At 63.0% G+C, this 12819-nt stretch carries 13 protein-coding genes and 1 pseudogene; 13 read left to right on the plus strand and 1 reads right to left on the minus strand.

Translation table 11 applies throughout. The features are described from left to right. The 13 genes from Q1B08_RS19935 to Q1B08_RS22165 form a co-directional block, all read left to right on the plus strand. Positions 1 to 193, plus strand: a 193-nt coding sequence (locus tag Q1B08_RS19935; protein WP_299822736.1) for a hypothetical protein, incomplete at its 5' end; no start/stop codon positions are given. 854 nt (positions 194 to 1047) lie between these two features. Next, entirely contained in the window at positions 1048 to 2010 is a 963-nt protein-coding gene (locus Q1B08_RS19940; protein ID WP_299822738.1) for a hypothetical protein, read from the plus strand. 31 nt (positions 2011 to 2041) lie between these two features. After that, positions 2042 to 3334 (plus strand): hypothetical protein, encoded by a 1293-nt coding sequence (locus Q1B08_RS19945; protein ID WP_299822741.1) that lies wholly within the window; start codon positions 2042 to 2044, stop codon positions 3332 to 3334. A gap of 21 nt (positions 3335 to 3355) precedes the next feature. Further along, positions 3356 to 5107: a hypothetical protein gene (locus Q1B08_RS19950; RefSeq protein ID WP_299822743.1), complete on the plus strand. Its 1752-nt coding sequence runs from the start codon at positions 3356 to 3358 to the stop codon at positions 5105 to 5107. A 15-nt stretch (positions 5108 to 5122) separates the two neighbouring features. After that, positions 5123 to 5704, plus strand: a complete 582-nt coding sequence (locus tag Q1B08_RS19955) for a hypothetical protein (RefSeq protein ID WP_299822746.1) — start codon at positions 5123 to 5125, stop codon at positions 5702 to 5704. A gap of 29 nt (positions 5705 to 5733) precedes the next feature. Continuing rightward, positions 5734 to 6828: a hypothetical protein gene (locus tag Q1B08_RS19960; protein WP_299822749.1), complete on the plus strand. Its 1095-nt coding sequence runs from the start codon at positions 5734 to 5736 to the stop codon at positions 6826 to 6828. Between the two features lie 26 nt (positions 6829 to 6854). Continuing rightward, positions 6855 to 7640 (plus strand): hypothetical protein, encoded by a 786-nt coding sequence (locus Q1B08_RS19965; protein ID WP_299822752.1) that lies wholly within the window; start codon positions 6855 to 6857, stop codon positions 7638 to 7640. After that, positions 7637 to 8635, plus strand: a complete 999-nt coding sequence (locus Q1B08_RS19970) for a DUF4438 domain-containing protein (RefSeq protein WP_299822755.1) — start codon at positions 7637 to 7639, stop codon at positions 8633 to 8635. Before Q1B08_RS19965 ends, Q1B08_RS19970 begins: the two co-directional genes overlap by 4 nt. Continuing rightward, positions 8632 to 9339 (plus strand): hypothetical protein, encoded by a 708-nt coding sequence (locus Q1B08_RS19975; protein ID WP_299822757.1) that lies wholly within the window; start codon positions 8632 to 8634, stop codon positions 9337 to 9339. The genes Q1B08_RS19970 and Q1B08_RS19975 overlap by 4 nt, the downstream gene beginning before the upstream one ends. Positions 9340 to 9356: 17 nt before the next feature. Then, positions 9357 to 9881 carry a hypothetical protein gene (locus Q1B08_RS19980; RefSeq protein WP_299822759.1) on the plus strand — a complete coding sequence of 175 codons (525 nt, stop codon included), beginning with the start codon at positions 9357 to 9359 and terminating at the stop codon, positions 9879 to 9881. A 110-nt stretch (positions 9882 to 9991) separates the two neighbouring features. Beyond that, positions 9992 to 10705, plus strand: coding sequence for a trypsin-like serine protease (locus tag Q1B08_RS22160; protein WP_366140073.1), 714 nt, complete (start codon positions 9992 to 9994; stop codon positions 10703 to 10705). Positions 10706 to 10717: 12 nt separating this feature from the next. Then, positions 10718 to 11617 carry a class I SAM-dependent methyltransferase gene (locus Q1B08_RS19985; RefSeq protein WP_299822762.1) on the plus strand — a complete coding sequence of 300 codons (900 nt, stop codon included), beginning with the start codon at positions 10718 to 10720 and terminating at the stop codon, positions 11615 to 11617. Then, a complete protein-coding gene (locus Q1B08_RS22165) occupies positions 11614 to 12096 on the plus strand; it encodes a helix-turn-helix transcriptional regulator (RefSeq protein WP_366140074.1) in 483 nt (160 codons plus the stop codon). Before Q1B08_RS19985 ends, Q1B08_RS22165 begins: the two co-directional genes overlap by 4 nt. 264 nt (positions 12097 to 12360) lie before the next feature. On the opposite strand, the pseudogene Q1B08_RS19990 reads toward Q1B08_RS22165, so the two are convergent. Then, positions 12361 to 12819, minus strand: a pseudogene (locus Q1B08_RS19990) (transposase); the annotation flags it as partial.

Below are 12819 nucleotides of genomic sequence, written 5' to 3' on the forward strand. Positions count from 1 at the left end.
ATGGTTCTATAGAACCGTCCTGACATACTCGACGCCGGCCGGCTCCAGGGGCGGGGGCATCCACCACATCAGTTCAATGTGGACTTTGCGCTGGACGCGCTTGCGCGCCCCGCTTGCGCGCATGCCGTTCGCCGTCGCCCCGGACTTCGATGCCCGTGCTGCCCGTTGCCCGGCGGGCATGGCACCTGCCTGACCCGGAAGGGGACAGGCAGGTGCAACGGGCCGCCGCCACCCCGGCGGGGCCGTTGCACCGTCGGGGTCTTCCGCCGCCGGCACAGCCTCGGGACCGAGGAGCATCGGCGAGCCTTCCGGTGGAAGGATCGTCCGACGAAGGACGCCGACCGGTCGAGCCCCGCGAGGCTCGGTCAGCGGGTGACGACGCCGGTGGTCCGCCGCGGCGATCCGAACAGCACCTCGATCCCCTTCAGGACATCGCTGCGGGAGGCCCTGCCGGGTAACGGTTAGACACGCCTGACCGCCGGCGGCGGCGTATATCGGCTGGCCGCCGCGCGGGTCCGAAGGCGCCGCGTGCCAAGACGTCGATGGGTCGAGCCGACCTCTCGTGACATCGCTGCGCAACGCACTGCCGGTCGGCGGACGGTCAGCGTTCCACGCTTACGGCCGCGACGCATCGTCGGCGGACCCGTTCAGGATGCGGTCGCGGGTCGGATCAGGCCTCGGACAGGCCACCCGGCTCTGCCGCTCGATCCGCGAAGCGAATCCCGGGCAGGCTCTGGGCAACAAGGTCGGAGTAAGGGGAAAACACGCCTCGGGCGTGAATTCTGCAACAATGCCACTTCGATGCAAATCAACGCTTGGTAACAAGCCACCGAGAACGGCTCTGGCACTACCGGCGTACGTCCCCGTTTCCGAGGACCCAAGAAGGGGCACCCGGATCGATGGGCCTTGTTCGGGGCACCAAACCAGACGGGATTGTTCGGCTTCGTTTACAAGTTCACGCTGAGCGCATGGGCCCGACTGCCGAACGGCGCGCGGACCACCGGCCCCGAGCGGCCTTTCGATTTGCAGCCAGAAAGGAGTGCCGAAATGGCTCTCTACGAGGACGACATGTTCGACGATTTTGCCTACGATGAGGCGGAAGGCGCTTCGGACGCCTTCGGCGATGAATTCGACGAAGACGACTTCGACGAGTTCGACGACGAGTTCGACGAGTTCGACGAGTTCGACGAGTACGACGAACTCGATGCCATGAGCGCATACGACGAGTTCGACGACGACGACGACGCGTTCGACGACGACGGTGACGAATTCGACGACGAGTTCGACGACGACGAGTTCGACGAAGACTCCATGGACGAGATGCTCGCGTACGCCTTGGCTGCGGAGGATGAGGACGAGTTCTTCGGCAGGCTGTTCAAAGCCGCCAAGAAGATTGCCGGGAAGGTCAAGCGTGGCGTCAGGAAGGCGGCGCCGGTCATTGGCAAGATCGCCCGCGTCGCGGGGCCAATCCTGTCAAAGATACCACACCCCTATGCACAGATGGGGGCGAAGGCCGCGAAGCTCCTCGGACGTCTGCGCATGGAAGGAGCAAGCGAGGAGGAGGCGCTCGAAGCCTTCGCGGAACTCGCTGCACGCGACCCCCGCGCCCTTCCGATCGTCGCCACGATCGGTGCCCGTGCGGTGTTGAAATCCAAAGGTAAACGAATGAGCAAGTCCGCGCGTGTCAAGGCCATCAAAGATGTCAAGAGCGCGGCCAAGACCCTCGTTCGCGCAAAAGGGCCTAAGGCGATCCGCGCAATCAGCCCGATTGTCAAAGCCACCACGAGGCAGGCCGTCCGCAAGGGGACGCCGACATCGATCCGCCCGAAGCTTGTCAAGGCGAGCGCGCAGAAGGTGGCGCGCAGCACGTCTCTGACGCGCAAGCTGGCAAAGCCGAAGCGCAAGGCAATGGCGCAGGTCAAGAAAGCCAGTGTCGCGAGGCCGAGCAGGGGGAGCGGAAGAAGTTACGTAATCCCCGGGCCTGCCCGGATCACGATCACCGCTGCCTGAGAACGGCACCATCAGAAGAGAGGCCTGATCCATGCGCCCAGCCGTCGCCACCAGGCAGTTCACTGACGCCAAAGTCCGTGCCCTTGTCGCGCGGTCGCGCCGGCTAAGTACGCTGACGCCCCTGCGCGTGGGTCTGTCCGAGAAGTTCGCGGGGTTCGCTCCTAGCCCCGCGCATTTCAGGTCCGCGAACCGTCGCCTTGCCTCGATCGACAAGCGGATCGTGAAACGGATCGCCATCCTGAATGCGCATGCTGCCGCTGCCCATCCACGTGAGGTGATGGTCTCCATCGCCCTCGCGGAACGGGAGGTGGATCGGGCACGCCGCACGTTCGGAATGCTGTTCGAGATCTTCTCACAGCGCGCGACGTCTTTCGCGCCGGCCCTGGCCGCGCACGACGCAATCGCGGTGGACTGCTACGAGGCCGTGCTTGAGCATGCGCCCATGGTCTTCGACCACAGGATACTCCGTCCCCTGACCTACATGGAGCACGGCTATTCCCCGGCCACGATGCGGCGGGGGGTGGCGCTTTCGCGACTTCTGGGTGAGGCCAACCCCTTTCCGGTGATCCGGATACCGTGGGACCGGGATAATCCGTGGCAGTCGGTCTTTCTGCACGAGGTGGCGCACAACCTCCAAGCCGATCTGGGCATCTGGCAAGAGAACCGCGACGCCGTGACCGCTCGGCTGGCGCGGGACCGGACAAGCCCCTTGGTGGCGGCGACCTACCGGCGCTGGCACAAGGAGATCTTCGCCGACCTCGCAGCGATCTGCTTGGGTGGCACTGCCTCGGCTTGGGGCATGATGGACTTCCTCGCGCATCCCGGACCCAAAGCGCTGACCTACAAGCCGGGTGGAGCGCATCCAACAGGCTACCTGCGCGCCTTCATCCTGGCCGAGATGATGCGCCGCCTCCGCTTTCCGACAGACGCAGCGAAGGCGCAGGAGGTCTGGCGCGACCTCTACGGTTCGGGTCGTATGGGGCGGATGCCGCGTCCACTTCTGACCAGCGTCAATCGTATTATTCCGGCCGTGGTCGACGAGATCGCGTTTCAGCCACGCCGCAACCTCGCGCAGCGTGCCCTTGTCGACGTCATCCCCTTCACCCGTGATCAGGAGGCGCGCATCCGGCGCGGTGCGGTCATGCTGGCTCACGGCCGCACCCCGGACCTTCCCCCGAGACACCTGGTCAGCGCCAGTCGCTTCGCGCTGACGATGGGCGCTCCGGCCCAAGCCATATCCGATGCCATGATCCGGCATCTTTCGACCACCGCGGCGCGCGGGCGCCTCGATCCCGTCCTCGGGTCCGCCACCGTTGCGGCCTAAGCCACAAGAAAGGTGAGAGCGATGAGCGAAGCCAACGACACAGGACGCCCCCTCCGGTCGAACACGACCGTGACGGTCGACAATGTGCTCCGTAAGGCGCTCCGCGTGACCGATCCGGGCAATCCGGGACAGGTCGCGGAGGCCCTTCTCAAGCGTTTCGGTGGAGATGCCGAAGCGCTGCGTCGGGAAAGGGCTGGACTTCCCGGTATCAACCGGATGGTCGCACCCATGTCGACCGGCCCGTTGGCCCGCTCGGTCGAGACTCGCGAAATGGCGGAAGCGAGGGCCGATATCGATCGGGATCTCGACGCGCTGGTGACGGAGAGTCAGCTCAAGGACATCGAACCCGAGCTGCGCGGCTGGGCCGGCGCGATCCGTGGCGCGGCGCGGGCCGGACTGGCGTCGGGGGCCTTGGCGCTCGGAGCAGGCGAGCGGGACCGCGCTTTTGCCGCGCGGCGCATCCTGACCGACTACGCCCGACTGGCCCGCTACCTTGCGGCAATGACCGGCTGCGTGCCGGGCCTGTTCTGTCGGCTGGCGCAGAGCTGCGACAACATGGGCGCCCTGATCCTGGTGAAAGCTGGGGAAGCGCTGGCTTCCGGCGGGGTGACGAGTACGTCGATCATCCTGCAATCCGCCTCGGCAGAGTTGCAGACCCGCCGCGAAGCGGTCCTGGCCGCGCTGCGTAATCTGGAGGCATCCAAGCAGGATGCTCACTCCCAAGGCGGCTGGCCGCGCGGCCTTACGGCATTGCGTCAGCTTCATCAGGCGCTGGAGAACCAGGGGGCGACCGAGCTGAGGGCATTTCTCGACGAGGGTTATCTCGGCAACACGTTCGACGAGATGATTTCGCTCGCCTCCGGCCAGACGTCGGACGCGATGCGCGCACTCGGAGCGACCTCGGTCGTGGTGACAGCACAGCTCGAACGGTTCGTGCGCGTGGCCAGCGGCGTCGCGTCGCCACAGAGTCCGCCGCTGACCAACTTCCTGGCCGCGATCCAGTACTTCATAGAAGGGTTCGGCGCCGCCCGTTCGGGCCATCGGTTGGTCTTCATCGCTCGCCCGCCACTGCTCTTCTACGGACTTTACGGATCGAGCCAGCCGGACGGTATCACCGATCTGCTGCTGCAAGTGATCCGCTTCAGGGGGCAGTTCGCCGAAGCGCTGGATTGTTTATGCTGCTGCTCCTGCGAGGGCGACGTCACGCGGGCATTGCTGATCGGGAGCAAGACGCTTTACGACATCGACCGATCGATCGACGTCCTCGCGCAGGCGCCTAGTGGCCTGAGCGACTCGTTGCTGACCGCAGCAGCCTTCGAATTCGTGATCCTTGCCGCGCACGACCAACTCGACCGGATCCCCTGCGTACGCGACGCGGGCCTCAGCCTCGTCGCTCCCCTGTCGGGGATTGCGGAGAGCGCGGACCGCTTCCGGCAGGGGCAGGGTTTCCCTTATTTCGATAACAGCGTCGCGGCGCACGTCGCGGCGGCCCGGAGCGTGGACGAAGTGCTCTGCAGCCAGCTTCGATCCGAGCGGCAATGGGAGGACATCGTCCGTAACATGTCGAACCGCTGCAACCACCGGCATTTCGGCTTGAACGGCGGCAAGCCGGTCGTGCGCGACCTTATCGACGCCGCACGGGAACGGCTTCGTTGCGTTACGAAGGGCGTGGAGTACGAACCGTGTCGCGACGTCGACATCTCGATCCCGCGCGATCTGGAGGTCACGATGGAAGACTTCGCCCACAACGTCGCCTCGTCCGGCCGACTATAGGAAAGGGTCGAACCAATGACCGACTTCGAGAAGCAGCCAGTCAGGAACGCAATCCACGGACGGCTCAAGGCAATCGCGGACGCAAACCGCAACGCCAAGTCGGATCAGGTCGGCCAGCTGGAGAAGACCCTTCTCGCCCTCATGGAGAAGGTGGCGCGACAGGAGGGATGGAAAGACCTGATCGACGCGCAGGGCACGGACGTCGCCTTGCTCACGGACTGGATCGCCGGTCATGACAAGCGGTTGGCGTGTCAGGAGCTTCGCCTCCAGACGCTGGAGGCTAGGCATCGCTATCGGCGGTGGCTCCTGCATCCCTGGGTGCCTCGCGTGCTGATGTACGGGATCAGTCCGAGCTCGCTCAAGTTCAACGCGAGCGAGGTCTGCGTAAGGGGCCTGCGGAAGGCCGGATACGAATCGATCCAGGATCTGCTCGCTGTGAAGCCCGACAAGGACAGGAAACCGGCCAAGATCGTTCACGCCGAGCTGGCGAAGGCCCACCAGGACGATCCCGACAACGTGCAAGAACCTCCCGCTCCCGAGGAGGTCGAGGAAGTCATGATCATCGCCCAGCGGATGATCGAACAGAAGGGCGCCTGACGCCGAGTTTCAAAAGCCGAGGTCCTGCCATGCCATCCTTCGAGACGAATGAAACCCTGAAGCGGTTGTTCCAGAGGTTCTACCGCGAGGAGCTGGGCAACCTGAGTGCCGAGGAACAGGCTGCCTTCGAACGCCAGTTCGAGAGCCGCTTCCAATCCCTCCTTGAAGGGGAGGATGAGGAGAGCTTCGCCTTCCCTGACATCATCGGCTTCGGCAGCGATGGCGTGAAGGATTGGGGCGACCTTCCCTATCATCGGATCAAGCCGGATTTCGACGCCGCGGTCATTCCCTCGCAACTCCATGCGGCTGCAGAACTCTACTACATCTACCAGCACGAGCGGATGAAGGTGTTCGAGGTCGTCGACGCGCTTCGCAAGCTGTTCCAACTCGGCCGCCTGCGAATCCAGCAAGGACCGGGTGCCCGCGGTCTCTATATCCTCGAGAAATGGAAACCGCTTCGCTACACCAGACGCGACAGGATGATCGCCTATAAGCGCGCCTTCAACTACGGCGGCGGACCGATCCCGGCGGGCGCCGTGGTGAACAAGAACTTTCACTACCAGTTCGTCGCTTTCATGTCCTCGCTTGCGCAGTACACCCGCGACCTGACGGTGAGCGAAGTCATCAAGGGAAGCCAGCAGATCGACGACCGCCCCTTCGGCAACATCGCATCGATACAGCGGTTGGGGACGGATCTTCGGTACGCGCTCGATCGCGCGAGCTACGGCAACATCCTCGCCCTGACGCACGAGGTCGGACAGTACCTGCGGACGGCGCTGGATCTATTCGAGGCACCGGACATTATGAAGAGCTTCGACGCCAACAACAAATGGGATGTCATCGAACAAGTCAGCCAGCGGCATCTCAAGGGACAGACGCCTTTGTCTCAGCGCTCCAAAATGGCTGAGGCGGGACGGCGCGCATTGGAATTCATTGCGTCCAACGATTTCGAGACGAATGTCGACATCGAAGTGTTCCGCTCCGAGATCCGCCCCATCGCGGCTTATGCCGAGGCTTGGATCGCCGCCTATCGCCTGACGGCCGAGGGCCGACGCTTCCCGGGCATTAGCGACCAGTTGCGCTGGTCCGTGGGACTTCCGCACCGCAAGCGCGCTTCGGCATGAGGGCAAAGGCAATGTGAGGCCAACCGATGACACATCATCGTCCCGCACGCGCGTCCACGATGGACACCAAGCCCGATCTCGTCATCGACGGGAGACTGGCCTTCTCCGACTACGGGTTGACGGTCTCGCTCGCCTTGGCGGCGGAGCGGCGATGCTGGTTGGTGCAATCGCTCTGGTCGCTGCTGCAACGTTTCCAAGTGGAGAGCTATGCAGATTTCGCCGGTCCCGATGAGGACATAGAGGTGATGCTGACTCGTGTCGAGGAATGGCATGATATCTGGACCGCCACGACGTTGCTCGAACGGTTCTGCTGGCTGGGCGACATCCTCTTCGAAAGCCGTCTGCCCACGACTTTTCCCCAAAGCGGCGTGAGTCGGAGTCGCATTTTCGCATCTTTCCTCGAGCGTCAGGCAGCGGCAAGCAAAATGACCGCGATGGACCTTTGCGCGCGGGATGCGGCCGCCCTTCTGGCCGTCGCGTCCGACAGATCGTCAGCAATCCTGACGACGTCTCGGCCGAAGGCGCCACCCCACCTCTGCGCCCTGCTCGAACGAGCGGGGCTTCGTGTGAAGCGGTCCGAGAGCCCGGCAACCGATCGGCTTGTCAGATCCACCTTCGGCCATCACCTGCCGTTGCCACTGGAGATGGCCCTTGCGGGCGGAGCGCGCATCGCCCTCGTCTTCATATCCGCACCGCGGGCCGCGGCCGTGGCCCTGGAGGAAGCCGATTTCGAACCCGATGACCTGACGGTCGATCCGGCCCGGGATCCCTGGCGTGACGCGCACGCGGTCTGGACGGAGCTTGTGCCATGAAGATCGACGGCAAGCCCCCGCGCATCAACCTGACCGAGATCGCGGTCATCTCGCTCATCGGCCGGATCGCCCCGCCACTCACCAGGGGTTCGGCCTATCGGCTCGGGCAGGATGGCGGCCTTCGCGTCCTGCCTGGATCCGGCGGCATTACCCTCAGCCATCGGATCGGCGACCGATGCGTCGGTCTGGCCGCCGACCATCTGGAGCCTGCCGTATCCTTCCGGGCCGTCGACCAAGGGGTGGAGAGCACGAAGGGGGCGGCTAACCGCGCATTGAACGTGCTCGCCTGTGTAGGAAACAAGGTCGAGATCGTCTCCGGTCCGGCCACCGGCACCCTGGGCGTCGTGACCGGAAAGCATGGTGGTGTTGCGAACGTGATGGCCGACTTTCCGGTAAAGGCCATGCGCCGGCTGCGGATCGGCGACATGATTCGCGTCACGTCCTGCGGCCAAGGCATGCGGCTCCGCGATTTTGATCAAGTGACGGTGATGAATGCCTCGCCCGACCTGCTGACTCGTTGGGGTGTCTTGGTTCGGGGCGGACGCTTGTCGGTTCCGGTGACCCACATGGTGCCATCTGCCCTCATGGGATCGGGGCTTGGAAAATCCTCGGCGGCACGGGGCGACTACGATATCCAGCTCTTCGACGACGACATCGTGCGGCGCTTCCGGCTCGCGTCGCTGCGCTTCGGCGACATGGTCGCCATTATGGATGCGGCCGGCCGCTTCGGCCGGTCCTTCATGCGCGGACAGGTGACGGTCGGCGTGGTGGTTCATTCCGACAGCACTGTGGCGGGACACGGCCCCGGTGTGACGACGCTCCTAGCTGGTCCTGTGAACGAAATCGCCGTTGAGCACGACCCCGAAGCGAACTTGGCGAAGATCCTCGAAATTCGGCGTCTTGCTCGACCCAAGATCGAACGGACATTCGTGCGGCGGACGCCGCATCTCGCTCCCGTCGGGTCCATACGGTCGGGAAGGAGGCTGTCGACATGACGATCCATGCTGGTCGATTCGGCTTTTCAGGCGCTCGTTCCCACGACGTGGCATCCGATCGTCATATCGGATGCGGCTGCCGCAAATGCCGCATGCATCGCGGGTTCCTAGAAGAACCGTTCGAAGCCGGGCGTAGATTCGGCACCCCCGCAGATGCGTTGCCGCTCCCCGGCTGGCAAGGATGGCAGGGCCGTCTTTCGCTTCCACGCTTGCTAAGACTGGCCCATCATCTCGCCCAGAGCCGTCGGGGCCGCTCGAACGCCGATCTGGATCGGACATGGCGCACGGTGACTGGCAATTCCGGCCCGATGCCCTCGACTGTGCGGCATTTCTTCCGAACGGGGGGCCTGACGCTCTACAGGGTCGGACACGAGGCGAAACCATCGCAGGCCGTCTATATCGGAATGGCCCCCAGCGCTTCGCCAGCCTCCCGCCTAGTGAAGCACATGTCCGGCGACAAGCGCGGAAGCAAGGTCCATGCGAAGATCGGTTCGTCACCGGTGAGGGTCCTGAATGGGGTCCTGCAGATTCCAAGCGCGATGAACGCTTACGTCGTCCATGTCGGTCGGGTGTCTCCACGTCCGATGGCGGCCGGAACGCCCGACTACCGGATGCTGCATGTCTACGAGACGCTGTTGCAGAAGCGCGAATTGCCCAAGGCTGCATATCGCAAGATCGCGCGGAACTGGTCATTCGAAGATTGAAGCGGAGGAGCCTCGCCATGTCTGCTAAACGCAAGTCGGACGACGCAATGGAGGAACTCGAACGCCTGCTCGATCGGGAACTCTCAGCGCTGCTGAGTAGACATAAGCCTGGCCGTTCGAGGAACGAGTGGGGTGGCCGAGATACCGATGCGAATGCGCCGCACGACGAAAGCATGCCGGACAACGTCGTTCGCGCTCACCCTGTAGCTCGTAGAACGATACGCAGTACTACGAAAATATCGTCCAAAGATCTTTTCACGCCAGAGGAAGAGGCGTTCATTAAAAATGCCGTCGACTGGCTCCAACGACGCGAAAACTCCGATATCTTACTGGATGAACTGACCCGTCGACTGGCACCGGGAGATGAGGAGAGTGAGACTTGGACGGAGGAACGTCGCGGTTACTCCGCCAACGATGATGATTGGGATGGCACATTCGACCTCGAAGAGGGCGATCAGTCCGAGGTTGACGACAATGATTGGGGGGATGGAGACACTACGGCACCTGATCCCGATCCCGACAGTGCCCCCGACACGGCATGATGAGGTGGGGTACTGCATACGCGCCGCTCGAAGCCGATCGCCTGGCTGAACGGACGGATTATGCCGTTATCGGCCCAAGCGACGGGCGACGGCGAGTTTTGCGGACGACGATGCAACCTTTTTCAGCGGTCTGCCACATCGGACGGGATTTTGGCGCCGGGGGCCTGAGCGGGTGTACCGCGTTTCTCATCGGGCCACGCCTGATGTTGACGGCCGGGCACTGTCTCTATTCTCTCAAACGCGGTCGTGGCCCCGGGCGTATTCTGGTCACTCCCGCCCGAAACGGCACCGAACGTCCGTTCGGCAGCCAATGGGCGCGGTCTTGGTATGTGCCTCCTGCCTTCATGCGTCGTCCTGTCCCATCATCCGATTGGGGTGTTCTGCATCTTTCACGCCCCTTTGCAGGCATCGCGCCTTTCACGCCCTTGGCCCTGTCGAACGCTACGCTTGCTCAGATCAGATCCAATCAGCTCCTGTCGATCTCCGGTTATCCGTCCGACAAACCACGGGGCGAAATGTGGACCCATCAGGAACGGCTCGACCGCTTCGGCACGCACCTGTTGAGCTATAGCGTGGACACCTGCCCAGGCCAGTCTGGTGCGCCGATCTGGGTCAGCCGAGCCGATGGAAGTCCGGGCGTCATCGGGGTCCACACGCGCGGCCCAACCGTGTCGGCGCAGGGTCCTTGGGGCTGCCGACCGGGTGCACCGTTTGCGCCGCCAAGCCATTTCAATGCCGGCGTGCGCCTCACACCCGGCCTGATCGCAGCGGCCCATGCGGCGAAACAGGGACGCGGGCCGCTTCGGCGCCCCCGTCGCGAATAGAGGAGCGAAATCGTGAGTAGCTTAGACGGTTCGGGAAAATTACCGCGCGTCGAAGGCGAACCCGTGTTATCATCAGGCGGCAGTTTCAGTTCATCGGGTAGCACCCAATTCGTCCAAGGCGATCTAAAAGAGAACACATTCGGAGAGTTTGACAGTATTGGGACTAAAGTCCTGCATCGTGCACCTGCCTATTCTGCTTTTGCTGCGATTTATGACAAAGCGATGGGTGAAGCCGTGTTGCCTAGTCTACTCGACACATTCGCAGAAAGCCGAAAGCTGTTCAACGTGGAAGTGGACAGCATCGCCGACATAGGCTGCGGGACGGGGCGCGTCCTGAGATATCTATCGCGGTTCAAAGGCCGACTTGTGGGCGTAGACCTCTCGCGAGCGATGCTGCGACTGGCGGAACGCCGGCTCAAGGGCACCGATGTGGAATTGCAGCACGGGGATATGCGCGCCCTCCGGATCAAACCACCGGTCTCGACGGTGATCTCGACTTTCGACACGATCAACTACCTGTCCACGAAACGCGACGTCCTCCATGCCTTCAGAAGCTTTGCGACCTGTCTGCGACCAGAAGGAACGCTTCTATTCGATTTCATTCCGAAAGGTGCCAACAGGGGAGCGATAAGCGGCACGCAATGCGTTCGGATTGGCCCCATCTTATCCAAGTGGCGTGTTCGGATCGACCCGGAAGGTCGAGGCAGCGCCGTTGCGATTGAGTTCGCGCACCGGGATCCGAAGGTACCGCGCTTGATGGAACTGCACCGGCAGCGGTGGCACAGCCGAGCTTTCATCGAAAAAGCCCTTGGTGAGACAGGGTTCGCCATTCTGGATATACGCGCCGCTGAGCCGAACGGCGGTGACGACTGGCTACATGTCGTCGCGCGCCGGGCCGCGGTAGCACCATGACCGTATCAGGCCAAAAATTAGACGCGGCGCTTGCCGCATCAACGACCGGGGAACCCCCATTTTCAGTACGATTGGCAAAACTAGACTTTCCCATTGAGTTCAATTTCGCCGGGAATCGGATTCTCGCGATCCGCCAGGATGTTTGGGCAGAAGCTGATCAGAATTATATCGCCACGCTGCACCTACAGGAACATGTTGCCGGACGTATTTTTGTCCGCGACGAAGTATATGTTCTTTTCTCCAGCATTGCCAGCGGGAGAAGCGTGCCGAAAAGATCGGTCGCGCAGCGCCTAACACAGCGGGAACTTAAGGTGGGCTGCATGATCGCGGATGGTCTTACGGACAAGGAAATTGCTCGGAAGCTCGGAATAAGTGCCCACACAGTTCGAGAGCATTGCCGGAGAGCGTGCGCCAAACTTGACATATCGAAACGATCCGCTTTGGTTCGATGCCTTTTCGTGGCCGGGCCGCCAGATTAATGACATGCGACTGCGAAGCTGACCTGGCTGTTCAGCCCCGACATTTGGTGGATCGGATTGGGGATGAAGGGCACTGTTGCGCAAATCGTTTGACGGACTGACTTCCCCCATTCCCTTTTGATGTCAGCCGACGGGCTTCGTGACGGGGATGCCGATCGCTGTGAAGCGGTTGAGGATCGCGATGCGGACTTGGAGCTCGGAGCCTTGTTGCACGAAGCTTGTGAAGGCCGGACTTCCCCTTCCCCTTCCCTTCCCCGTTGGTGGTTAGCCGACAGGCTGCGTGACGGGGATGCCGAAGGCGGTGAAGCGATCGAGGATGGCGCTGCGGATCTGAAGCTCGGCGGTCTGGCGGTCGAAGTCGCGTGCGGCGAGCCTCTGACCCAGGAGCTTCATGCAGTTCATCCTGGTTTCGATGCCGCATGGTATCCGCTCCACTTGCGCCCGATCGTCCGGCCGAGCCGCTTGATGGCACGCAGCGCCTCGTTTCTGCCTGCCGCACCGGGGCTGTCCTTCTTCCAGGGCCTGGCGTTGCGGCGTGGCGCGATGATCGCGTCGGCACCCCGGTCTGCGATGGCATCGCGGCAGGCCCGCCCGTCACAGGCACCGTCCACTGCCCGGCAGGGTCATGCGAAGCATGATCCCGAAAGGGCGGTGACGGAGGCGACCGGCTCGCCCTCGGAAATCTGCGACAGCAGCTCGGGCGGCATCCGCGCATCGCCGATG

The sequence above is a fragment of the uncultured Jannaschia sp. genome (assembly GCF_947494025.1).
In the GTDB taxonomy this organism is placed as follows: Bacteria; Pseudomonadota; Alphaproteobacteria; order Rhodobacterales; family Rhodobacteraceae; genus Jannaschia.